Source organism: Arthrobacter monumenti, assembly GCF_054511255.1.
Map to the genome: position 1 here is coordinate 247,770 of NZ_JBTNCY010000008.1, position 22,466 is coordinate 270,235.

General features: G+C 64.1%; 17 protein-coding genes and 1 riboswitch. Of the genes, 6 read left to right on the forward strand and 11 right to left on the reverse strand.

What is annotated here, in order from left to right; all coding sequences use genetic code 11:
* The first annotated feature begins 7 nt into the window (after positions 1 to 7).
* The 3 genes from ACX80B_RS14160 to ACX80B_RS14170 all read left to right on the forward strand — a co-directional run bounded on the left by ACX80B_RS14160 (position 8) and on the right by ACX80B_RS14170 (position 3,984).
* Complete coding sequence (locus tag ACX80B_RS14160) at positions 8 to 1,009, forward strand: adenosine deaminase (RefSeq protein ID WP_459297226.1); 1,002 nt, start codon at positions 8 to 10, stop codon at positions 1,007 to 1,009.
* Between the two features lie 146 nt (positions 1,010 to 1,155).
* The gene (locus tag ACX80B_RS14165) at positions 1,156 to 2,511 is read left to right on the forward strand and encodes an 8-oxoguanine deaminase (protein WP_459297228.1); all 1,356 of its coding nucleotides are present in this window, start codon (positions 1,156 to 1,158) and stop codon (positions 2,509 to 2,511) included.
* A 213-nt stretch (positions 2,512 to 2,724) separates the two neighbouring features.
* Positions 2,725 to 3,984 (forward strand): dicarboxylate/amino acid:cation symporter, encoded by a 1,260-nt coding sequence (locus ACX80B_RS14170; protein ID WP_459297230.1) that lies wholly within the window; start codon positions 2,725 to 2,727, stop codon positions 3,982 to 3,984.
* Positions 3,985 to 4,055: 71 nt separating this feature from the next.
* Here ACX80B_RS14170 and ACX80B_RS14175 read toward each other — a convergent pair whose 3' ends face one another.
* The gene (locus tag ACX80B_RS14175) at positions 4,056 to 5,309 is read right to left on the reverse strand and encodes a metal-dependent hydrolase family protein (RefSeq protein WP_459297232.1); all 1,254 of its coding nucleotides are present in this window, start codon (positions 5,307 to 5,309) and stop codon (positions 4,056 to 4,058) included.
* 189 nt (positions 5,310 to 5,498) lie between these two features.
* Here ACX80B_RS14175 and ACX80B_RS14180 point away from each other — a divergent pair, with 189 nt between their 5' ends.
* Positions 5,499 to 5,843, forward strand: coding sequence for a TraR/DksA family transcriptional regulator (locus ACX80B_RS14180; RefSeq protein WP_459297234.1), 345 nt, complete (start codon positions 5,499 to 5,501; stop codon positions 5,841 to 5,843).
* Here the strand turns inward: ACX80B_RS14180 and ACX80B_RS14185 are convergent.
* Positions 5,836 to 6,738 (reverse strand): DNA-3-methyladenine glycosylase family protein, encoded by a 903-nt coding sequence (locus tag ACX80B_RS14185; protein WP_459297236.1) that lies wholly within the window; start codon positions 6,736 to 6,738, stop codon positions 5,836 to 5,838. The two genes, ACX80B_RS14180 and ACX80B_RS14185, sit on opposite strands and share 8 nt — an antisense overlap.
* A 49-nt stretch (positions 6,739 to 6,787) precedes the next feature.
* Entirely contained in the window at positions 6,788 to 7,429 is a 642-nt protein-coding gene (locus ACX80B_RS14190; protein WP_459297238.1) for a DNA-3-methyladenine glycosylase I, read from the reverse strand.
* Between the two features lie 110 nt (positions 7,430 to 7,539).
* Here ACX80B_RS14190 and uvrA point away from each other — a divergent pair, with 110 nt between their 5' ends.
* Together uvrA and ACX80B_RS14200 are read left to right on the forward strand one after the other, a co-directional pair.
* Entirely contained in the window at positions 7,540 to 10,104 is a 2,565-nt protein-coding gene (gene uvrA, locus ACX80B_RS14195) for an excinuclease ABC subunit UvrA (RefSeq protein ID WP_459297240.1), read from the forward strand.
* A 156-nt stretch (positions 10,105 to 10,260) separates the two neighbouring features.
* Positions 10,261 to 11,988, forward strand: a complete 1,728-nt coding sequence (locus ACX80B_RS14200; RefSeq protein ID WP_459297242.1) for an HNH endonuclease — start codon at positions 10,261 to 10,263, stop codon at positions 11,986 to 11,988.
* Here the strand turns inward: ACX80B_RS14200 and ACX80B_RS14205 are convergent.
* From ACX80B_RS14205 to ACX80B_RS14240, 8 genes are all read right to left on the reverse strand, one after another.
* Positions 11,948 to 12,613, reverse strand: coding sequence for an NUDIX hydrolase (locus tag ACX80B_RS14205; protein ID WP_459297244.1), 666 nt, complete (start codon positions 12,611 to 12,613; stop codon positions 11,948 to 11,950). The genes ACX80B_RS14200 and ACX80B_RS14205 overlap by 41 nt on opposite strands.
* Before the next feature lie 12 nt (positions 12,614 to 12,625).
* The gene (locus ACX80B_RS14210) at positions 12,626 to 14,077 is read right to left on the reverse strand and encodes an L-serine ammonia-lyase (protein ID WP_459297246.1); all 1,452 of its coding nucleotides are present in this window, start codon (positions 14,075 to 14,077) and stop codon (positions 12,626 to 12,628) included.
* Positions 14,078 to 14,079: 2 nt separating this feature from the next.
* Positions 14,080 to 15,429 (reverse strand): serine hydroxymethyltransferase, encoded by a 1,350-nt coding sequence (gene glyA / locus ACX80B_RS14215; protein ID WP_459297248.1) that lies wholly within the window; start codon positions 15,427 to 15,429, stop codon positions 14,080 to 14,082.
* Complete coding sequence (gcvH, locus tag ACX80B_RS14220) at positions 15,426 to 15,812, reverse strand: glycine cleavage system protein GcvH (protein WP_459297250.1); 387 nt, start codon at positions 15,810 to 15,812, stop codon at positions 15,426 to 15,428. Before gcvH ends, glyA begins: the two co-directional genes overlap by 4 nt.
* 24 nt (positions 15,813 to 15,836) lie before the next feature.
* On the reverse strand, positions 15,837 to 17,003 hold the full coding sequence (gene gcvT, locus ACX80B_RS14225; protein ID WP_459297252.1) for a glycine cleavage system aminomethyltransferase GcvT: 1,167 nt from the start codon (positions 17,001 to 17,003) through the stop codon (positions 15,837 to 15,839).
* A 14-nt stretch (positions 17,004 to 17,017) separates the two neighbouring features.
* On the reverse strand, positions 17,018 to 19,924 hold the full coding sequence (gcvP, locus tag ACX80B_RS14230) for an aminomethyl-transferring glycine dehydrogenase (protein WP_459297254.1): 2,907 nt from the start codon (positions 19,922 to 19,924) through the stop codon (positions 17,018 to 17,020).
* A gap of 150 nt (positions 19,925 to 20,074) precedes the next feature.
* Positions 20,075 to 20,177: riboswitch (glycine riboswitch) on the reverse strand.
* A gap of 104 nt (positions 20,178 to 20,281) precedes the next feature.
* Positions 20,282 to 21,523, reverse strand: coding sequence for an amidohydrolase (locus ACX80B_RS14235; protein ID WP_459297256.1), 1,242 nt, complete (start codon positions 21,521 to 21,523; stop codon positions 20,282 to 20,284).
* A 174-nt stretch (positions 21,524 to 21,697) separates the two neighbouring features.
* Positions 21,698 to 22,466, reverse strand: a 769-nt coding sequence (locus ACX80B_RS14240) for an AfsR/SARP family transcriptional regulator (RefSeq protein ID WP_459297258.1), incomplete at its 5' end; no start/stop codon positions are given.

The window sequence follows — 22,466 nt, forward strand, 5'->3', positions numbered from 1 at the left end:
CCTGCTGATGAATCCCGTTCCCACCGCCGAATTGCACCTGCACATCGAGGGAACGCTCGAGCCGGAGCTCATTTTCGCACTCGCGGAACGGAACGGCGTCGAACTGCCCTACGCCGATATCGAGGAACTGCGGCGGCAGTACGAGTTCGTCGATCTGCAGTCCTTCCTGAACCTGTATTACAGCAACATGGCCGTGCTGCAGACCGAGCAGGACTTCGCCGACATGACGCGCTCCTACCTGGCCCGCGCCGCAGCGGCAGGCGTCCGGCACGCTGAGATCATGATGGATCCGCAGGCGCACCTGTCCCGGGGAGTGTCGCTGGCCACCTGCGTCAATGGAGTTGCCGCCGGACTCGCCGGCAGTAAGCAGGAGTTCGGCCTGAGCACCGAACTGATCGCGGCGTTCCTGCGGGACGAGCCCGCCGACGAGGCGTTGGCCGTGCTGGAGGACCTGCTCGCGATGGAGGCGCCCATCATCGGCATCGGGTTGGATTCGGCTGAGCTCGGCCACCCGCCGTCGGACTTCCTGACACTTTACGAACGTGCCCACTCGGCGGGATTGAAGTGCGTGGCCCACGCTGGCGAGGAGGGACCGCCCGATTACATCCGTCGAGCCCTGGACCTGCTCAAAGTCCACCGGGTGGACCACGGAATCCGATGCATGGAGGATGAGGAACTCGTGGAGCGGCTTGTCGCCGAACAAATGCCGCTGACCGTCTGCCCGCTTTCGAATGTGCGGCTCCGCGCGGTCGACACACTCGCCGTGCACCCGCTGCCCGGGATGCTGGAACGCGGGCTGAACGTGTGCGTGAACTCGGACGATCCGGCCTATTTCGGCGGCTATCTGGATGACAACTTCGCCCGGCTGCAGGAGACCTTCGGGTTCAATACCGGGCAGTTGGTCAAGCTGGCGGAAAACTCGGTGCAGTCTGCCTTCATCACCGACGAGCGCCGCCGGGAACTCTTCGCCGAAATTGAAGCCTGGCAAAACAGCGGTGGTGCGGGCTGACGCCGGGAGGTGCTATTGTTCCTCGCAACCGCTGTAGCGGTTCCTGGATCAGCAGACAGGAGAACTGAGCTGGCGACATTCGTGCCGTCCGCCCAGACCGGCGTGTCCGCGGTGTCGCAGACCGACATCGACCGGAGGATCTATCCGTGGACGCCCGACGCACCTGGCTGCGCAACCCGCTGGCCATCTTTACCGCCAATGAGCACGACGCCGGCGGTGGAGTCATCGTCGAAGGCACCAAAATTGCCGAGCTGGTTGCCACCGGCCAGGCACCGACGACGGCGTACGACGAAATTTTCGAGGCCCGCGAGCACGTCTTCCTGCCCGGACTTATCAACACGCACCACCACTTCTACCAGACCCTGACCCGCGCCTGGGCGCCCGTGGTCAATGTGCCGCTGTTCCCTTGGCTGCAGAACCTGTATCCAGTGTGGGCCCGCCTGACTCCGCGCGATCTGGAACTGGCCACCACGGTCGCGCTGGCCGAACTGCTGCTGTCCGGCTGCACCACGGCGGCCGATCATCACTATCTGTTCCCCGGCGGAATGGAAGAATCGATCGACATCCAGGCCGCCGTCGTCGGGAATCTTGGCATGCGGGCCACGCTCACCCGTGGCTCAATGACGCTGGGCCAGGACGACGGCGGACTTCCCCCGCAGCAAACCGTGCAGCGGCCGGACGTGATCCTCGCCGACAGCGAGCGCCTGATCAAGCAGTACCACGAGCGCGGTGACGGCGCCCGGATCCAGATTGGCCTGGCGCCGTGTTCGCCCTTCTCCGTCACCACGGACATCATGCGGGACAGCGCCGATCTGGCCGAACAATACGACGTTCGCCTGCATACCCATCTGGCGGAGACCATCGACGAAGAAGATTTCTGCCGGGAGATGTTCGGGCTCCGCACGGTCGACTATCTCGAAAGCGTCGGCTGGCTCAGCTCCCGCACCTGGCTCGGCCACGGCATCCACTTCAACGACGACGAAGTGGCCCGCCTTGGTGCCGCCGGCGTCGGCATTGCCCACTGCCCGACGTCGAACATGCGCCTCGCCTCCGGAATCTGCCGGGCGATAGAGCTGGAAGACGCCGGTGCCGCCGTCGGGCTGGGAGTTGATGGCTCCGCCTCCAATGACGCATCCAACCTGATTCTCGAAGCCCGTCAGGCGCTTTATCTCCAACGGCTGCGCTACGGGGCCGAACAAGCCACGCCGGAACGGGCACTGCGCTGGGCGACCAAGGGCTCTGCAGCCGTCCTGGGACGGGACGACATCGGCGAAATCGCCGTCGGCAAGCAGGCAGACTTTGCGCTGTTCAAGACCGACGAACTGCGGTTCTCCGGCAGCCACGACCCCATCGCGGCGCTACTGCTCTGCGGAGCGGACCGGGCCGACCGCGTGATGATCGGCGGCCAGTGGCGCGTCATCGACGGGGCAGTTGAGGGACTGGATATCCCAGCTCTCGTCGCCGAACACTCCGCCGCTGCGCGACAGATGGTTGCGGGGTAAATACTCATCACCTGAATGATCTTTACTTCCACCATACGGATATTGGATTTTCCCTTGTGGAATAGTGTGATGCGGATTACAGTTTTATCATCCCCAAAACGAGGACCGTAACGTAATCCACACCACAATCTGATTGGCAGAGGCGATGAAGATCAATGACAATGCCGGGTGCCTGGAGGGAAAATGAAGACCCTAAAGAAGTCCTGTAGGAGCATGGCGACCCAGATCGCCATCGCCGCCATCGCTGGAATCGTGTTCGGCCTGATCGTGGGTGAATGGGCGAGCAACCTGAAGTTCATCGGAGACTTGTTCATCCGGCTCATCCAGATGTCAATCGTCCCACTCGTGATGGCATCGGTCATTTTCGCCACCGGATCGATGACTGGTTCAGGTGTGGGCAAGATGGCCTTCCGCACCTTCAAATGGATGATCGGCTTCTCCGTCATCGCCGCTGTACTGGCCGTGGCGTTGAGCGTCCTCATCAACCCTGGAGGCGGTCAAGTCTTCACCGGCGAGATCGACAGTTCGCTGCAGAAGGATGCGTCACAATCGACCGGGTGGCAGGAGACGATCACCGCCTTCGTTTCCACCAACATCTTCGAGGCAATGTCCACAGCCACGATGGTCCCCATCATTGTCTTTTCGTTGATCTTCGGCATGGCTCTGAACAAACATGTGCAGAAGACGCAGAACCGGCTGCTCGTCGACTTCTTCGACCAGGCCCAGCAAGTGGTGCTGCTCACCATCCGCCTCATCATGTACATTGCGCCGATCGGTGTCTTTGCCTTGCTCGCCTCGCTGGCAGGCGACGTGGGGTTCGCGGTTGTCACCACCGCGCTGAAGTACCTCGGTGCGACGTTGATCGGCGTCCTCATCCTCACGGTGCTGTTTGTCATCGTGGTGTCGGCGCGGACCGGCCTCAGCCCGTTGAAACTGCCCGCCAAACTGGCCGAGCAGACTGCGGTGGCCATCACTACGACCAGTTCGGCCGTCACCTTCCCGACGGTGCTGAAGAACACCGTGGAGAAAGTCGGTGTGAGCAAACGCTGCGCCGACTTCACCCTCTCGGTTGGTCTGACCATGGGGTCATATGGCGCCGTGCTCAACTACACGATCGCCATCATGTTCCTTGCCCAGGCCGGGAATGTGGACCTTACTATCGGCCAGATCGTCATGGGAATGGGACTCGCGATTCTCCTCAACATGGGCACCATCACCGTCCCTGGCGGCTTCCCCGTAGTCGCGCTGTTCCTGGCTTCGGCGCTCAATCTTCCGATCGAGGCCGTGGGACTGCTCATCGCCGTCGACTGGTTTGCCGGCATCTTCCGCACCTTCGTCAACGTCAACGGTGACACCTTCGTCGCGATGCTGGTAGCCAATGCGAGTGACGAGATCGATCGGGACGTCTACGCCGGAAAGAAGACCGCAGTCGCTGAACAACCCGCGCAGCCCATTTCAAAACCTACGGAGTAGCTCGCCCCGAGCCAGACACTCTCCGCTGAAAACCCCTGCGGCAAGGATTCACATTCTTGCCGCAGGGGATTTTAGTCTGCGTCGAACTGCCTGTTGCCATCCTTCCAGACCTGTTCGATCATGGTCCCTATGGTCGTCAGCTGCGTCTCGGTTTCCAGCTTTCCATTGAGCACGACGACGTCGGCGGTGTAGTTTTCCGCGAGCCGACCAACGGAATTTTCCGGGGCGATCAATTCACCGGCGACCGACGTCGTCGCTGCCAGTACCTGCTCCAGGTTCATGCCGGCGTCGGCCATCAGGGCAAGTTCTTCCAGGTTTTCACCATGGACGCCCACGCCCGAATCGGTGCCCATGCCGATCCGGACGCCCGCTTCCACCGCCCGGGCGATGGATTTGCGGTGGATGTCAGCCACCCGGTGCGCCTTCGCAATCACCTGTGGCGGCAGCCCACTCCCGCCTGCCTCCGCCTTCCGGATTACCGCCCTCGGCGCGGCAAGGGTCGGCACCAGATACGCATTCTTATCCAGGAACAGCTGAATGGCCTCGTCCGTAAGGTAGATACCGTGTTCGATGCTGCGGACGCCCGCCCGCAGGGCGTTCATGATCCCTGCCGTTCCCTGCGCGTGCGCCATCACATACTTGCCTTGGGTTTCCGCCTCTTCAACGATGACGGCGATCTCCCCTTCGGTGAACTGTGAGTGCGAGGGGTCGTCGCTGGGCGAGAGAACTCCCCCGGTTGAGCAGATCTTGATCTGGTCGGCCCCGGCCCGCAGAAGCTGGCGGGTGGTCTTGCGGACTTCCTCGATCCCATCGGCGACGGCGGCCGGCCGGCCGGGATGCGCGCCCAACCCGGGCGAACTGGCTCCGGAGGGCTCCCAAAAATCCCCGTGGCCCCCGGTTTGGGACATGATGCTGATGGCCAGGCGCAGCCGTGGACCCTTGATCAAGCCGTCGTCGACCGCCACCTTCGCCCCCAGGTCTGCCCCACCGGCGTCACGCGCGGTGGTGATTCCCGCCCGCAGCGTGGCCTCCAGATTGCGGACGGATTCGTAGAATTGCAGCGAGAACGGCTGCGTAAAGGCCTGCACAGACCCCGGGTTGGAAGTCGTCGCGTGCACGTGCAGGTCGATCAGACCCGGGAGCACGGTCTTTCCCGCGCAGTCGACCACCGTCGCATCGGTGTAGTTTTCGGAGGAAGCGAGGTCGGGCCCGACGGCGGCAATCTTCGAGTCTTTGAGGACGACGTCGTTGGTTCCGGGGAGGAATTGCCCGCCGTCGAACACATGGCCATTCGTGAAAATCGTCGTACCGGGCAAGTTGTCCACCTTTATCTATCGTTGACACGGCCATCGATTCATCGACACCGTCATCCTTTGTGCGCCGCTGTCCTTAGTAAGCAGCCGTCCTTAACACGGCGTGATCCCCATCACGCCACAGCCATCCTAACCGGTGCAGTTTCCGCTCGAATCCCACCTCCTCGACTCCCCTCGTCCAACCGACGTAGCCTTACCGCTATGGATGACCCATCGCCGTACCGGTCCTATTTGGAGGCCGAGCGTCAGCAGCGCCTCGCTTTGATAGAGGAGTTACGGTCGAACATTGATGCCGTCAGCGAGGCCCGGCAGGACTCCAACGTCGACGACGAACACGACCCCGAAGGTTCGACGATCGCGTTTGAGCTATCGCAGGCTTCGACGCTATTGCGCGCCAGCAGTGAACGCCTGACTGAGATAGACGCCGCATTGAAGAGGCTCGACGACGGCAGCTATGGGTACTGCATTGCCTGCGGAAACCCGATTCCGCCCGGAAGGCTCGAAGCCCGGCCATGGACGTTGTACTGCGTTCAGCATGCTAGATAAACGAGTCGGATGTCCAGAGGTGGAACAATGCGTAGGCCCGGTATGGCCTCCACGGCTCGGACATTGCCGCTGCTTCGCGCGCCGTTTTAACTCCCAGCGCCCGCTGGAGAACCAAATCGCCGGAGGGATAGGCATCCCGGTCCGCCAGCACCCGGATTGCTAGATAGTCCGCCGTCCACGGACCGATGCCCGGCACTTTCAGCAGCGACGCGCGGGTCTCCGCCGGATCAGCGTCGTGCTGCAACCGCAGTTCTCCGACGGCGACGGCTGACGCCAGCGCGTTCACCGTCCGGGAGCGTGCTCCCGTGATGCGGATCGCTGCCTGCAACTCCTGAGGCGGAATCGCAGCGAGCACCTCCGGGTCGGGAAATGTCCGAAGCCCGCCCGACGCATCGGTTCCAAACGCTTCCACCAACCGCCCACCGAAAGTACGGGCGGCCGCGAGCGAAACCTGCTGGCCGAGAACCGTCAACACCGCTGTTTCAAACGGGTCCACGGAACCGAGCACCCGGAGTCCCGCCCGCGCGGAGACCATCGGCTCGAGCACCCTGTGCTTGATCAAAGCGGCGTCAACGGGGACCGGATCCGTATCGAGGTCCAGCCACCGCCGGACGATTCTCTCTATCTCGCCCTCGGGTACTTGTGCCGGTGGGAGCTGAATCTCCAGCTCCACCTGGCCTGGAACCTGAAATGAAACCTTTACGACGGCGGGACCGGAGCTGGTCTTGATGGTCCGGGAGTGCGCCAAACCGGCAGGATCCGCACATTCCATGCCGGGGATGGCATGTGCCGCGAGCGCACTAAGCAACGGTGCGGTGGCGTATGGCGGGATGTACTCAAGCTGCCGGCGCAGCGTTCCCGGGGATCCGCCGTCGTCAATCAGAGCGCTGGACACCCTGCGTGCGTCGCGAAACCCGCCGTCGCCGGTCACTTATCGCAGCCGTTCATTTTCGCGCGAGCCTGGTCGAGAGGTCCGGCATCGTCACCCACACTCCCGACGATCCGCGCCGATGGCTGCTCACCAGATGCGTATCGATAATCCCGACCGCTTCCATCAGGGCGAACATCGTCGTCGGACCGACAAAGGCGAAGCCGCGTTTGCGCAACGCCTTCGACAACGCCACCGACTCGGGCGACGTCGTCGGAACTTCGTCAAAGCTTCGCGGCGCAGGCGACGCTTCGGGCTGAAACGACCAGATGAACTTCTCCAGGCCACCGTCCTCCCGCAACGCGATTGTCGCGTTGGCATTGGTTATCGTGGCATCGATCTTGCGCTTGTTGCGGACGATTCCGACGTCCTGCATTAACCTTTCAACGTCGGCTTCGGTGAATTGCGCGACGGTCTCAGGATGGAAATCCGCGAAGGCTATGCGGAACGCCGGCCGCTTGCGCAGGATCGTCGACCAGGACAGGCCTGCTTGGAACGCTTCCAGGCTGATCCGCTCGTACAATTCCTGCTCGCCGCGGACCGGCATGCCCCATTCGGAGTCGTAGTATTCGCGCATCATCGGATCGACCGCCGCCCAGCGCGGCCGCGTCAGCCCATCCTCACCAACAACGACGTCGCCCGTGCTCGCGGAATCCATTGAGTCCTCTTTCCTTCGTATTCCAAGCAGTAGACGCCGCGGGCCTGACTATTGTGAGATCGTCCGCTGACGTATTTCATGCGTTCTGAATCAAGGCTAGAGTCTGCACAGTGCTTGGACAATCAACACCTGACCCATTATCCGCAGCCGTCAGCGATCAAGAAACCGCAGCCGGCTTCGTTCGTGTCCGCGGCGCCCGCGAGAACAACCTCCGGAATATCGACGTCGACGTCCCCCGCGACGCCATCGTCGCCTTCACCGGCGTCTCCGGATCCGGCAAGTCATCGCTGGCGTTCGGCACCATCTTCGCCGAAGCCCAGCGCCGCTTCTTCGAATCGGTGGCCCCGTACGCCCGTCGATTGATCCAGCAGGGGCACACGCCCAAGGTCGAGGAGATCACCGGGCTGCCACCCGCCGTCGCACTCCAGCAGCGCCGGGGCACGCCCAGTTCGCGCTCCACGGTCGGCACGCTGACCACTCTTTCCAACTCCCTGCGCATGCTCCTCTCCCGCGCTGGAACCTATCCGCCCGGCTCGTCACGGCTGGAGTCGGACGCGTTTTCCACCAATACCGCCGACGGCGCCTGCCCGCAGTGCCACGGCTTGGGCATGGCGCATACCGTCAGCGAAGAGCTGCTGGTTCCCGACCCGTCATTAAGTATCCGCGACGGCGCGATCGCCGGATGGCCCGGGGCATGGCAGGGCAAGAGCCTGCGGGACATCACAGCAACCCTCGGGTACGACGTCGATATCCCCTGGCGCGATTTGCCCACCGGGAGCCGCGACTGGATTCTCTTCACCGAGGACCAGCCGGTGGTTCACGTGATCCCGCAGAGCGACCGGATCGGGAAACCGTATAAGGGCAAGTTCGTCAGTGCCAGGCGCCACGTGCTGCACACCCTCGCTGAGTCGAAGAGCCAAACCATGCGCGAGAAAGTCCTGCGGTTCATGCAGACCGGGCCGTGTCCCCTTTGCAGTGGCACGGGGCTGAAAGCGGACGCGCTGGCGGTTACATTCGCCAGCCGGAATATAGCCGAACTCAATGCATTGCCGATGACGGAACTGGCCGACATCGTCCGTCCCACCACGGAGCTGACCGACGCCGGTGCGGCCTGGGCATCTGCCGATTCCGGGGAAGCGACCGAGGTAGCCGTGACGGTGACCCGTGACCTGCTGCAGCGGATCGAGGTGCTGCTGGAACTCGGTCTCGGTTACCTGAGCCTCGGCCGGCCAACGCCGACGCTCTCCCCGGGAGAAATGCAGCGGTTGCGGATCGCCACCCAGCTGCGTTCCGGTCTGTTCGGCGTCATCTATGTTCTGGACGAGCCTTCCGCGGGGCTGCACCCCGCAGATGCCGAACCCCTGTTGACCGTGCTGGAACAGCTCAAATCGAGCGGAAACACAGTCTTCGTCGTCGAACACAATATGGACGTGGTCCGCCGCGCGGACTGGGTGGTCGACGTCGGTCCGTATGCTGGTGGGGGCGGCGGGTCTGTACTGTACAGCGGGCCAGTTCCGGGTCTGGCGGAGGTTCATGGTTCGGTCACCCGGCCGTTCCTGCAGGATGGGTCGGGTCCGCAGGGCCGGGTACCTGCAGATGCGGCAGCGCAGGGCGAAAGGAAACAGCGAGGGACTTTGCGCCTGGAGGGCGTTACCCGGCACAATCTGCACAGTCTGGACGCCGAATTTCCTCTCGGCGTTCTAACGGTCGTGACCGGCGTATCGGGTTCTGGAAAGTCGACGCTGGTAAGCCAAGTGCTGGCAGATGTCGTCGGCTCACACGTGCGCAACGACTCTCCAGAGACGGAGGATGTTGAAGTGGCACCGGGCGACCGGATGACCGTCCAGGAGATCACCGGTCTGGAAGGCATCGACCGGTTGGTACGCGTGGATCAGAAGCCAATTGGTAGAACGCCGCGATCCAACCTCGCCACTTATACCGGGCTGTTCGACGCAGTGCGGAAGCTCTATGCCAGCACCGATGCCGCCCGCTCCCGTGGCTTCAACGCCGGACGGTTTTCCTTCAATGTCGCCGCCGGACGCTGCGAAACCTGCCAGGGCGAGGGCTTCGTTGCCGTCGAGCTGCTCTTCCTGCCCGGCAGCTACGGACCTTGCCCGACTTGTCACGGCTCCCGCTACAATCCGGAGACGCTGGAAGTTACATACCGCGGAAGGAATATTGCGGAAGTACTCGGCCTGACGGTCGACGCCGCCGTAGAATTCCTGGCCGATGTTCCGGCCGCGGCGCGCAGCCTCGAAACACTTCGCGAAGTTGGACTGGGCTACCTGCGTTTGGGCCAGCCCGCCACCGAACTTTCCGGCGGCGAAGCCCAGCGGATCAAGCTGGCGACCGAACTTCAGCGATCCCGTCGCGGACACACGCTCTACCTTCTCGACGAGCCCACCACGGGACTGCATCCCGCAGACGTGCAGCTCCTGATGAAGCAACTCAACCGCCTTATCGGCGCCGGCAATACCGTCGTTCTCGTCGAACACGACATGGACGTTGCAGCGTCAGCGGACTGGGTTATTGATCTAGGACCCTCTGGTGGCGACGCCGGCGGACGCATCATGGCCGCCGGTCCGCCGCACACTGTCGCCGCGGAGAAGGGCAGTGTCACAGCGCCGTACCTCGCCAAGCGGTTAGCTGGCGCGCCAGCAGGCTCTGCGCCGTAAGGTGTTCCATTCCAAGTTTGGCCAGGCGGTCTCTCCAGCAATCCACTCTTCCCCCAGCGGCGCACTTTCCCTCCACATGGCCAGCCGCTTCTGAATTATCCACATCGTCTTGGCGAACCCTGGTATGACCGAAACTGGCCCACTAAAGTCGAAGACATGTTCGAGATATCAGCTTCCGGGAACACAGGCCAGGCCGTCGCCAAGGTCACGCGGACTCCGACCGGGACCTCTACAGCGACCTCCATAAATGGACGGGGCGAACCGGTCCGAGCCGTTGACAGTTCGGTCGTGGCGGATTTCGCTTCGTCCCTTTCTGAGCTCGATCAGGACGTTTCAGATGCGGAACTAATCGACCGGATCGCGGCCTTGGAGGAACTGAAGTCGGCTGCCTCTGCTGCCCAGGCGCACGCTACCGTAAGTTTCGATGTCTCCCACCGCAGAAAGCAGTCTGATGGCAGTACGCGGGCAAAACCGGGTGAAGGAATCGTCTCCCAAATTGCTCTCGCCCGCCACGACAGCCCTGCCTTGGGAAGCCGGCACCTGAGTGTGGGCAAAGCTCTGGTGAACGAAATGCCGCACACCCTGAACGCGCTGACCATCGGCGTGCTCAGCGAGTGGCGTGCGACCATTCTGGTCCGCGAGACCGCCTGTCTGGATGTCGAAGACCGTGCCCGGGTCGATGAGGCCATGGCCGCTGACCCGAAGGCGCTGAAGGGCTTGGGAGACCGGCGGCTTATCAGCGAGGCGAAGAAACACGCCTACGTGCTGGATCCGCGCTCGGTGGTTCGCCGGGCCGCCAAGGCCGAATCCGAACGCACGGTCACCTGCCGGCCCGCCCCTGACACCATGACCTATGTGACCGGTCTGTTGCCCGTTGCCCAGGGAGTTGCGGTGAAGGCAGCCCTGTCCCAGGCTGCGGACCACCACATACGGATCACCGGCGACGAACGCGGCCGCGGTCAGATCATGGCAGACACACTCGTCGAGCGCGTCACCGGCCGCACGTTCACCAACTCAACCCCGGGGGCGGCAGGTACCGACCAGCGTGCTGAACCCGCCGGGCTTCCGGGCGGTACTGCATTGTCCGCTGAAACTACAGGCCTCCCGGGCACGACCGGGTATCCGGAAGAGACAGCACGGCGACGCGACACCGTGCCGGGAACGTCCGGGCAGGACACTCCCGACGAAGGGAACAGCCTGAATACTCCTGCAGCCGGTGTGGGAGTCGAAGTCCAGTTGATCATGACTGACCGGGCGCTGTTCGCCGGCGACAACGAACCCGCCTACCTGCACGGCTACGGAACCGTACCGGCCGGGTGGGCCAGAAATCTGATCCGCAACGGCGGCAACACGGACGGCGACAACGTCAGTGGCCGCGAGGACGGCGGCAGTCACCACAATGCCACCAGCCCCCGTACCGGTGACGCCGGTCAATCCGCCGCGGGCCGGATATGGATCCGCAGGCTATACACCGCGCCCGACACCGGCCGGTTGATCAGCATGGACTCCAGGGCAAGGATCTTCCCTCAAGGATTACGAAGATTCCTCATCAGCCGGGATCAAACCTGCCGAACGCCCTGGTGCGACGCGCCGATCCGGCACATCGACCACATCACCCCACACAGCAAAGGTGGGCAAACCAGTGAGGCAAACTCCCAGGGATTGTGCCAACGTTGCAATCTCGCGAAGGAAGCGCCTGGCTTCACAGCCAAACCTATTGATGGGCCGAGGCACAGCGTCCAACTCACCACGCCCACCGGCCACACCTACGAATCAACAGCACCGCCACCCCCGGGCACCCCCTGGTTGGATATGGCAATGAGCAAGTCCAAACCGCGGGACATCATTCCGATTCGTACTGAACACCTGCGCCATTCGGGATGATCGATCGTTTGCTTGCCAGGATGTTCGGCAGACCCTCGAAATCCGCCAGCTCTTTCAGTAACACATACGTTGGGCGCATGAGCTGCAGCGTCCCATTCGCGGCACCTTGCAACACCTCCCGCACCGGTAACCAATGGGAGGCGTTCGCTTCTGTGGTCTGGTGCCGCGGCTCCAATGAAGGACCGACGACAGCAAGGTAGAAGTATGTATCAAAACGTTTGGGACCACCCGGAGGTGTTACCCAGTTGGCCCAAGGGAGGAGTTCACCCGCTTCGAGCACGGCCCCGGTCTCCTCCTGAACTTCCCGGAGTGCCGCTGCCACAAGGACCCGCGACATGTCATGCATGCTGGAGTGACCGGCGACCGCTACGGCGGACCGCTTCCAGGCCAACGCATGCCGATCCCAGACGGCTGGCGGCAACGTGTGCGCCTTGGCTGATTCATAGTCGACCGGATCAACGCGTCCACCGGGAAACACCACAGCGCCAGCCGCGAAGTCCATCGTCGAAACCCTGTGTTGGATGAACACTTCAACCTCAGGAGCATCGCGGCGCAGCATCAGAACACTGACAGCAAGGCGTGGTTCGACATGCTCGACGCCGGAAGGATCAGGATATGTTGCCATGCTGCCTCTATCTCAGCATTCGACGACGTTAACCGCCAGGCCGCCTTCGGCTGTCTCTTTGTACTTTGAGCTCATGTCCTTGCCGGTCTCGCGCATCGTAATGATGACTTCGTCGAGCGAAACATGATGAGTCCCGTCGCCCCAGAGGGCCATTCTTGCTGCGTTGATTGCTTTGGCAGAGGCGATGGCGTTGCGTTCGATGCACGGAATCTGGACGAGTCCGCCGATCGGATCGCAGGTCAGGCCGAGATTGTGCTCCATGGCAATCTCCGCCGCGTTTGCTACCTGTTCCGGCGTGCCGCCCATGATTTCGGCGAGCGCTCCCGCCGCCATCGACGACGCCGAGCCCACCTCACCCTGGCAGCCAACTTCAGCACCGGAGATGGAGGCCTGCTCCTTGTACAGCACGCCGATGGCACCGGCTGTGAGCAGGAACCGGACCGCGACGTCATCGCGCTCCTCCTGGGTTGCCTTGTCCATGCCGGCGGTATAACGGGTGGCGTAGTGCAGCACGGCCGGGATGATGCCGGCGGCACCGTTGGTCGGAGCGGTGACTACCCGCCCGCCCGAGGCATTCTCCTCGTTGACCGCCAGCGCTACCAGGTTGACCCATTCCTGCCAGAATTTTGGATCGTTGTCCGGGTCCTCACTGATCAGCCGCTGATGCCAGTTCGGAGCGCGGCGGCGGACGTTGAGCCCGCCGGGGAGCACATCCGTGCGCTTCAGGCTTGTCTCCACGCAGGCTTCCATCACGTCGCGGATATGCAGCAGCCCGGAGCGGATCTCCTCCTCCGAACGTTCGACTAACTCGTTGGTGCGCATGACCTCACCGACGCTGATGCCGCGGTCATTGCAGTGCCGCAGGAGTTCGACGGCGGTGCGGAAGGGAAGCGGCTGCTCCGCCTTGGAGGCGTCGAGTTCATCCGCTGCGGCGTCTTCTTCGCCTTCACGGACAATGAAGCCGCCGCCGACCGAGAAGAATGTGGCTTTGTGCAGGACGTTGCCGTCGTCGTCCGTGACCTGGAAGCTGACTCCGTTGGTGTGCCGCGGCAGGATGGTCAGCGGCCGCAGCACAATATCGTCGACGCCGTAGCTGATCTTCCGCCCCGGCGTACCATCAACACCTGGCGCGCCATCAACAGCCGGCACGCCCTCGACCTGGGACCCCAGATGCAGCTCACCGGACTCGGCGATCGCAGCGAGCCGGGATTCGACCTCGTCGGGCAGGATGAGTTCCGGTTCGAACCCTTCCAGTCCGAGCAGCACCGCGGTCATGGTGCCGTGCCCGCGGCCGGTTGCTGCGAGTGACCCGTAGAGGTCCACCCGCAAACCGGAGACGCTGTCCAGAATGCCGCGCTGAACCAGCTCACGCGCGAAAACGGACGCCGCCCGCATCGGTCCCACCGTGTGAGAACTGGAGGGACCGATCCCTACGGAGAAGAGGTCGAAAACGCCGACTGCCATGACTAGTCCTGTTCCGGCGGGGCAGAGTCAGCGAAACGGGCCACGCCTGGGTAGAGCGGATGTGCTTCGGCAAGCGCCGTTACACGTGCTGCCAGCGGCGCCAGGTCTGCGTCCGGTCCCGCAATCAGGGCCTGGGCGATGATGTCGGCAACTTCGGTAAAGGCATCGGCGCCGAAACCGCGGGTGGCCAATGCCGGCGTGCCGATCCGCAGGCCCGAAGTGACCATCGGCGGGCGCGGGTCGAAGGGAACGGCGTTGCGGTTGACGGTGATGTCGATGGCAGCGAGCCGATCCTCCCCTTCCTTGCCGTTCAGCTCGGAGTTGCGCAGGTCGACCAGCACCAGGTGCACATCGGTTCCGCCGGTCAGGACGGAAATTCCGGCCTCCGCCACGTCAGATTGCGAGAGCCGTTCGGCGAGGATCCGGGCGCCTTCCAGCACGCGCTCCTGCCGTTCTTTGAACTCGGGCGTCGCGGCCAGCTTGAATGCGACCGCCTTGCCGGCGATCACATGTTCCAGCGGTCCTCCCTGCTGACCCGGGAAAACAGCCGAGTTCACCTTTTTGGCGATGTCGGCGTCGTTGGAAAGGATGATTCCGCCGCGCGGCCCGGCGAGCGTCTTGTGCGTTGTCGACGTCGTCACGTGGGCATGCGGAACCGGATTCGGATGCAGCCCGGCAGCCACCAAACCAGCGAAGTGCGCCATATCCACCATCAGGTAAGCACCGACGGCATCAGCGATCCGGCGGAACTCGGCGAAGTCCAGCTGACGAGCGTACGCGGACCAGCCGGCGACTATGAGTTTGGGCTGGTGTTCGACGGCGAGGCGCTCGACCTCGGCCATATCGATCCGGTTGTCGTCCTCGCTGACCTGGTACGGAACCACGTTGTACAGCTTGCCGGAGAAGTTGATCTTCATTCCGTGCGTCAAGTGGCCGCCATGCGCGAGATTCAGGCCCAGGATGGTGTCGCCTGGCTTGATCAGCGCATGCATCACAGACGCATTCGCCTGCGCGCCGGAGTGCGGCTGGACGTTGGCGAAGCCGGCACCGAACAGGTCCTTGACCCGGTCGATCGCCAGCTGCTCAACGACGTCGACGTGCTCGCAGCCGCCGTAGTAACGCCGGCCGGGGTAGCCCTCGGCGTATTTGTTGGTCAGCACCGAACCCTGCGCCTGCATCACCGCGACGGCCGTATGGTTCTCGGACGCGATCATCTCCAGGCCGGAGCGCTGGCGGTGCAGTTCGGCGTCGATCTGTTCGGCGATTTCAGGATCGAGATCGCCGAGCAGAGCGTCCAGGTACGGTTCCTTGGTCTGCACGCCCGCGGCGTTGACCCCTGCCTGCGCGCTCACAGCTCGACTCCGTTGGTCTTGGCATACTCGTCGGCGCTCATCAGCGGACCTTCGGAGCTGACCTCCACGGTGAACAGCCAGCCCTCGCCGTACGGGTCGTTGTTGACCAGTGAAGGGTCATCGACGACGGCGTCGTTGACGGCGCTGACTTTGCCACTGACCGGCGCATAGAGGTCGGAAACGGATTTGGTCGACTCGACCTCACCGCAAACTTCACCGGCAGTGATCTCGGCACCGGCCTCGGGCAGGTCGACATAGACGATGTCGCCCAGTGCGTCGGTGGCCACGGAGGTGATGCCGATCCGCACGCCGTCGGCACCGGAGCTATCCACCCATTCGTGTTCGGCAGAGTACCGGTAATCGGTAAGGATGTTGTTACTCATAAGTGAGCCTTTCAGGTCTTCGCGCTACTTGTCGCGCTTGTAGAAGGGGAGTTTGACGACGTCGAACTTCTCCGGCTTGCCGCGGAGGTCGACTTCCACGGTGGTGCCCGGTTCGGAATGCGCGACGTCGACATAGGCCATCGCGACCGGGTGGCCCAGGGTGGGGCTCGGCGCTCCGGAAGTCACCTCGCCGACGACCTCGCCGTCGACCGAAACCGGGTAGTGCGAGCGGGCGGCGCGGCGTCCTTGTGCCGTCAGTCCGACCAGTTTGCGGGTCGCGCCCTGTTCCTTCTGTGCTTCGAGAGCGGAGCGGCCGACGAAGTCGCCCTCCTTGGAAAGGGCGACGACGGGGCCGAGGCCGGCCGCATAAGGGCTCGTCTCCAGCGAGAGCTCGTTGCCGTAGAGCGGCATGCCGGCTTCCAGTCGCAGTGAATCGCGTGAAGCCAGGCCCGCCGGCGTCAGCCCGGCGTCGGAGCCGCTCTCCAACAGAGTTGTCCACAACTGCGCCGCTTTGGCGTTCGGCAGGTACAGCTCGAAGCCATCCTCGCCGGTGTAGCCGGTGCGGGCGAGCAGCACATCGAGCGGGCCGCCGTCGGTGTTGACGGTGACGTCGGTGGCCGCGTAGTACTTCAGCCCCGTGACGTCCTCATGCTGCGAGGAGTCGATGAGCTTCAGCAGGATCCCTTCAGACTCAGGACCCTGCACAGCGATCAGGCTGGTCTCCGCGGACTGATCTTCAACCTCGACCTCGAACTGCGTCGATCGCTCGGCCAGGGCGGCGGCGACGGCGGGAGCGTTGCCGGCGTTGGGCACCACCAGGTAGTCGTTGTCGCCGCGGCGGTAGGTAATGAGGTCGTCGATAATTCCGCCGCCCTCATTGCACAACAGCGAGTACTTGGCGCGGCCAACCTTGACGGCGGAAAGCTTGCCGACCAGGGCGTAGTCGAGGAATTCGGCCGCCTGCGGGCCGCTCACCCTGACTTCGCCCATGTGGCTGAGGTCGAACAGACCAGCAGTTTCGCGCACCGCCTTGTGTTCGGCCAACTCGCTCTTGTACTTCAGCGGCATCTGCCAGCCGCCGAAGTCGGTGAAGAATGCGCCGAGCTTTTCGTGTTCGGCATAAAGGGCGGTCTGCCGGCTGGACTCTGTGCCGTTGCCGGGATTTTCCGATCCTGATGTTTCGTTGCTCATGGTTTCGCTCATTCCTAGTTGGCGTACTCTTCGATGGGCGGGCAGGTGCACACCAGGTTGCGGTCGCCGCGGGCGCCGTCGATCCGGCCGACCGGCGGGAAGTACTTGTCCATCCGCAGCGATGCCAGCGGGAACACCGCTTCCTCACGGGTATAGGGCCGGTCCCAGTCCGAGCTGGCGACGGCGGAAGCCGTGTGCGGCGCGCGGCGCAGCGGGCTTTCCTCGACGGCGTAGGTTCCGGCTGCGACGGCTTCCATCTCGCCGTGGATGGCGATCATGGCGTCGATGAACCGGTCCATTTCGTGCAGGTCTTCCGACTCGGTCGGCTCGACCATCAGCGTGCCGGCAACCGGGAACGCCAGCGTCGGGGCGTGGAAGCCGTAGTCGATCAGGCGCTTAGCCACATCCTCGGCGGTGACGCCGCTGCGGGCGGTCAGGTCCCGGAGGTCCAGAATGCACTCGTGCGCGACCAGGCCGTCCCGGCCGGTGTAGAGAACCGGGAAGTACTCGTTGAGCCGGGTCGCCACGTAGTTCGCGGCCAGCAGGGCACCGCGGGTCGCTTCGGTCAGGCCCTCGCCGCCCATCATGGCCACGTAGGCCCAGGAAATCGGCAGCACGCCGGCCGAACCGTAGCGGCTGGCCGAGATCGGCACTCCATTCGGCTGCGACGCGGCACTCTCAGCGCCGTCGTCGTCGTTATTCCCGGTTGCCGCGTCGCCGGGCAGGAACGGAGCCAAGTGCTTGGCAACAGCAACGGGCCCGACGCCGGGACCGCCGCCACCGTGCGGGATGCAGAAGGTCTTGTGCAGGTTCAGGTGCGAGACATCGCCGCCGAATTCACCCGGTTTGGCGAGGCCGACGAGGGCGTTCAGGTTCGCGCCGTCGATGTAGACCTGGCCGCCGGCGGCGTGCACCGAGTCGCAAACCATGCGGACGTCGTCGTCGTAAACGCCGTGCGTGGAGGGGTAGGTGATCATGATCGCGGACAGCGTGGCCGAATGCTGCTCGATCTTCGCGGCCAGGTCCTCATGGTTGATCGAACCGTCCTCGGCGGTGGCGACGACGACAACCTTCATGCCGGCGAGCACGGCCGAGGCCGCGTTGGTGCCGTGAGCCGACGCCGGGATCAGGCAGACATTGCGCTGACCTTCGCCGCGGGACTCGTGGTAGCGGCTGATCGCCAGCAGACCGGCGAGTTCACCCTGCGAGCCGGCGTTGGGCTGGATGGAGACGCTGTCGTAACCGGTGATTTCGGCCAGCCGGGACTCGAGGTCGCCGATCAGTTCGCGCCAGCCTTCGGTCTGGCTGTCCGGCGCGAAGGGGTGGATGGTGGCGAATTCCGGCCAACTGATGGACTCCATTTCCGCGGCGGCGTTCAGCTTCATGGTGCACGAGCCGAGCGGAATCATCGTCCGGTCGAGCGCCAAGTCGCGGTCGGAGAGGCGGCGCAGGTAGCGCATCATCCGGGTCTCCGAGCGGTACTGGGAGAAGACCGGGTGGGTCATGTAGGCGGAGGTGCGGTGCAGTTCCGGCTCCAGCTCGAAGCCCCGGGTCCCGCCGTCGAGCGCGTTCCGGATTGCCGTTTCCGGCTCGGAGATGCCGAACGCGGCGGCGATCGTGGCCAGGTGGTCCGCCGTCGTCGTCTCATCGCTGGAAATACCGATCTGGTCCGCGCTGATGAGGCGCAGGTTCACGCCGCCGGCCTCAGCTGAGGCAACGATGTCCGCCGCACGGCCGGGAGCCTGGACGGTGATGGTGTCGAAGAAGCGCTGGCTGGTCAGCTCGAAGCTGCCGTCGGTCAGCACCGAGGCGAGCGCCCGCGCGGAGTCGTGGGCGTGGGTGGCGATGGCGCGCAGCCCGTCAGGACCGTGGTAGACCGCGTACATGCCAGCGACAATGGCCAGCAGAGCCTGCGCGGTGCAGATATTCGAGGTGGCCTTCTCGCGGCGGATGTGCTGTTCGCGGGTCTGCAGCGCGAGGCGGAAGGCGGTGGTGCCGGCGTCGTCCTGGGAAACTCCGACGATACGGCCGGGAACGGAACGCTCCAGGCCCTTGCGGACGGCCATGTACGCGGCGTGCGGGCCGCCGAAGAACAGCGGGACACCCATGCGCTGGGCGGAGCCGACGGCGATATCGGCGCCCTGCTCGCCCGGAGCGGTGATCAGGGTCAGTGCCAGCAGGTCGGCCGCAACGGTGACCATCGCGCCGCGTTCCTTCGCCGCGTCGATGACAGCCTGGTGCTCGTGGATCCGGCCGGAAACGCCGGGCTGCTGCAGCACGATGCCGGCAATCTCGCCGTCGGGCAGTCCATTGCTGAGATCAGCGACCTCTACCTCGAAGTCCAGCGCGGAGGAACGGCCCTTCACGATGGCGATCGTCTGCGGCAGGCAGTCGGCGTCGAGGACGATTTTCCCGTCCGACTTGGCCTTGTTGGAGCGCCGCATCAGCAGCACGGCCTCGGCGACGGCGGAGGCTTCGTCCAGCAGGGAGGCGTTGGCGATCGGCAGGGCAGTCAAGTCCTGGACCATGGTCTGAAAGTTCAGCAGAGCCTCGAGGCGGCCCTGCGAAATCTCCGGCTGGTAGGGGGTGTAGGCGGTGTACCAGGCCGGGGACTGCAGCACATTGCGCAGAATCACCGGCGGGGTGAACGTGCCGTAGTAGCCCTGCCCGATCATCTGGGTCTTCATCACGTTCTTGGCGGCGATCGTCCGCAGGTCTGCGAGGACCTCGGATTCGCTGCGGGCCGGCGGCAGGTCCAGCGGGGCGCTCTGGCGGATGCTGGCGGGCACGGCTGTGTCGGCGAGTGCTTCGACACTGGGATAACCGACTGTCTTGAGCATGCTTTCGGCGTCGTTATTGCGCGCACCAATGTGGCGGTCGGCGAAAACCGGACTGGTTGAATTGGTCGAATGAACCGTCATGAGGAACTCCAAAGGTAGACGGCGTGCGGACACGCCAGTGGCTGGGTTCCTCCCCGCTCTGTAGTGGACCTGAGAGATTCCGCAGATCCTGATCGGATCCGCTTGCACCGTTGGTGAGCCACGGCTGTGCCGGGCTGCTTTCCAGAGTTGCCTGACGCAGCGGTACGGGTGCCTGAGAGGTTCCTGGGGAGGATTTGCTCCTACGGCGCCGGCCAAGGATGTTCGTCCTGCCGGGCTCTCCCGCTGCGGGTCAGCGGCGTATGCAGTTGTGGGTGGTTCGTATCACAGAATACGCGATGTCGCGTCGTGGGGCAAAAGCCGGGCCCGCGCATGCGCAGGCCCGGCTGGACGCCCTGACTATGCGCCGACCCTCGAGAGAATCGCCGTCGTCGCAGCACGGACGCCGGTGCTCAGCGTTGGCTCCATTAGCGGCGCAAATTGCGGGGAATGGTTCATCGGCACGGTATCGCCGGACTCGAGCAGCTCAGGCGGATGCCCACCGAAGAACCAGTAGACGGATGGAACACCGATCGCTTCAGCCAGGCTGCCGAAGTCCTCACTGCCCATTTGCGGCCGGCCCTCCACCACGTTGTCCTCCCCCAGCGCCTGGCGGAACTCAGTCAGTAGCCCAGCACTGGCTTCAGGGTCGTTCCAACATGCTGGGAACCTTGAGATCTCCTCAATCGCCGGCTCTGGAGCCCCGGACGCCTCCGCTTCAGAGCTGATAATCCGCCGCAAGGAGTGCAGAACCTTATCGCGCACGTCTTGACTGAAGGTGCGCACATTGAGGGTGAACTCGGCCGAGGCCGGGATGATGTTTTCCTTCAGCCCGGCGTGGAAGGTGCCAATGGTGACGACGGCGGATTCCCTTGGGTCTACTTCGCGCGCCACGATGGACTGGATCCGCACCACCATGTGGGCACCGAGCACGATCGGATCCACTGTGTCCTGCGGCTGGGAACCGTGCCCGCCGCGCCCGTAGACGCTGACCTTCCAGGAGTCGGCCATCGACATCGCGCTGCCACTGCGGACATGAACGGAACCTGCCACCTCCGGCATCACATGCTGTCCGAAGACAACTTCCGGACGTGGCGCCTTTTCCCAGAGTCCGTCGTCGACCATAGCCTTTGCCCCGGCAGCCGTCTCCTCTCCCGGCTGGAAGATGAAGACCACCGTGCCGGACCAGTTTCCACGGGCGTCGGCGAGCAGCTCCGCCGTCGTCAAGGCGGCCGTTACATGGGTGTCGTGTCCGCAGCCGTGCATCACGGGCACGTCCGTCCCATCGGGCAGGCTACCGGTGGCGGCACTTGCGTACTCCAGGCCCGTGTCCTCCTTGATCGGCAGTCCATCAGTGTCCGCCCGGAACGCCACGACCGGCCCGTCACCATTGCGCAGAACACCGACGACTCCGGTGCCGCCACAGCTGAAGGTCTCAACTCCAAGCGCATCGAGCCGTTCGGTAACGATTTCGGCCGTCCGATGCTCCTGCATGGACAGTTCCGGATTGGCGTGCAGCTGACGGTACAGGTCATGCATCTTCTGAGTCTGCGCACCATTGAGTTCTATCTTCGGGTTTGAGCCGGGGGCGTCGCTGGTCATGAGTCAGCCTCAATTCGTGTTCGGCAGTGGCGGGTCCACCGGCACCCACGTTACCCCGGCCGCAGCGGTGCAGTACGGGCCACGGCGGCCTGCCCCGGCGTCCTGTCCTCCAGCCGGAAATTTCAGATTTCCGGCCGGAGTGGCCGCGACTGCCAGTTGACCAAGTCCACGGTTTTAGCCGGGTATTTGGGTTTGCATGACGAGTTGGGCTTGTTTGAGGAGGTTTGACAGGACGCGGCTGGCGTCGCGTAGTGGTTCGTGGCTGGCCGTTGGTGCGGCCGCGGGGGCGGCTGCTGCCGGGCTGGCTGCGGGTTTGGTGGTGTGGCTGTCGGTGTTGGTGTGGGCGTGCAGGCACAGCAGGGCTGAGAGCAGGTCGGCGAGGCTGCCGTCTGCTTCGGCGGCGCCTTGGAGGAGTTCGTGGTGGATGCCCTGCAGTGCCGGTCCGGGGGTGCAGCCGAGTTCGTCGATGAACAGTTGGCGGCATTGTTCGTAGGCGTGCAGGGCGTCGGCGTGCCGGCCGGTGTTCCGCAGCGCACTCAGCAGGGCGGACCAGGCGTTTTCGTCGAGTTTGTCGGCGTCGATCGCGCGGCGGGCGAGTTGGATGGCGTCCTCGTTCTGGCCGGTCGCGGCCGCGGCGTTCGCGGCGGCGACCATGGCCCAGGACAGCCGTGCGGTATGGGTCTGACGTTCGGCTTCGGCCCAGGCCGCGGTTGGTTCGTTCGCGAGCAGCGGTTCGGCGGCGATGGCCAAAGCTTCCAGCAGCAGCGGGTATGCCTGGGCTGCGGGTGCGTGCTGGGCCCGGGCCAGCAGGTCGTTGAACCGGTCCAGGTCAAGATCGAGCAGGTCCCGGTCCATCACGTAGCCGGCGGTGACGGTGCGCAGGGCGCCGGTGCGGCTGGCGCCGGGCTGGATCCGGCGGCGCAGGATACTGATGTAGCTTTCC

What these genes read in the sequence shown, in the direction of transcription:
- ACX80B_RS14160 (WP_459297226.1), top strand. Translation starts at nt 8, where the DNA reads ATGAATCCCGTTCCCACCGCCGAATTGCACCTGCACATCGAGGGAACG.
- ACX80B_RS14170 (WP_459297230.1), top strand. Translation starts at nt 2,725, where the DNA reads ATGGCGACCCAGATCGCCATCGCCGCCATCGCTGGAATCGTGTTCGGC.
- ACX80B_RS14180 (WP_459297234.1), top strand. Translation starts at nt 5,499, where the DNA reads ATGGATGACCCATCGCCGTACCGGTCCTATTTGGAGGCCGAGCGTCAG.
- ACX80B_RS14190 (WP_459297238.1), bottom strand. Translation starts at nt 7,429, where the DNA reads ATGGATTCCGCGAGCACGGGCGACGTCGTTGTTGGTGAGGATGGGCTG.
- ACX80B_RS14200 (WP_459297242.1), top strand. Translation starts at nt 10,261, where the DNA reads ATGTTCGAGATATCAGCTTCCGGGAACACAGGCCAGGCCGTCGCCAAG.
- ACX80B_RS14205 (WP_459297244.1), bottom strand. Translation starts at nt 12,613, where the DNA reads ATGGCAACATATCCTGATCCTTCCGGCGTCGAGCATGTCGAACCACGC.
- ACX80B_RS14210 (WP_459297246.1), bottom strand. Translation starts at nt 14,077, where the DNA reads ATGGCAGTCGGCGTTTTCGACCTCTTCTCCGTAGGGATCGGTCCCTCC.
- gcvH (WP_459297250.1), bottom strand. Translation starts at nt 15,812, where the DNA reads ATGAGTAACAACATCCTTACCGATTACCGGTACTCTGCCGAACACGAA.
- gcvT (WP_459297252.1), bottom strand. Translation starts at nt 17,003, where the DNA reads ATGAGCAACGAAACATCAGGATCGGAAAATCCCGGCAACGGCACAGAG.
- gcvP (WP_459297254.1), bottom strand. Translation starts at nt 19,924, where the DNA reads ATGACGGTTCATTCGACCAATTCAACCAGTCCGGTTTTCGCCGACCGC.
- ACX80B_RS14235 (WP_459297256.1), bottom strand. Translation starts at nt 21,523, where the DNA reads ATGACCAGCGACGCCCCCGGCTCAAACCCGAAGATAGAACTCAATGGT.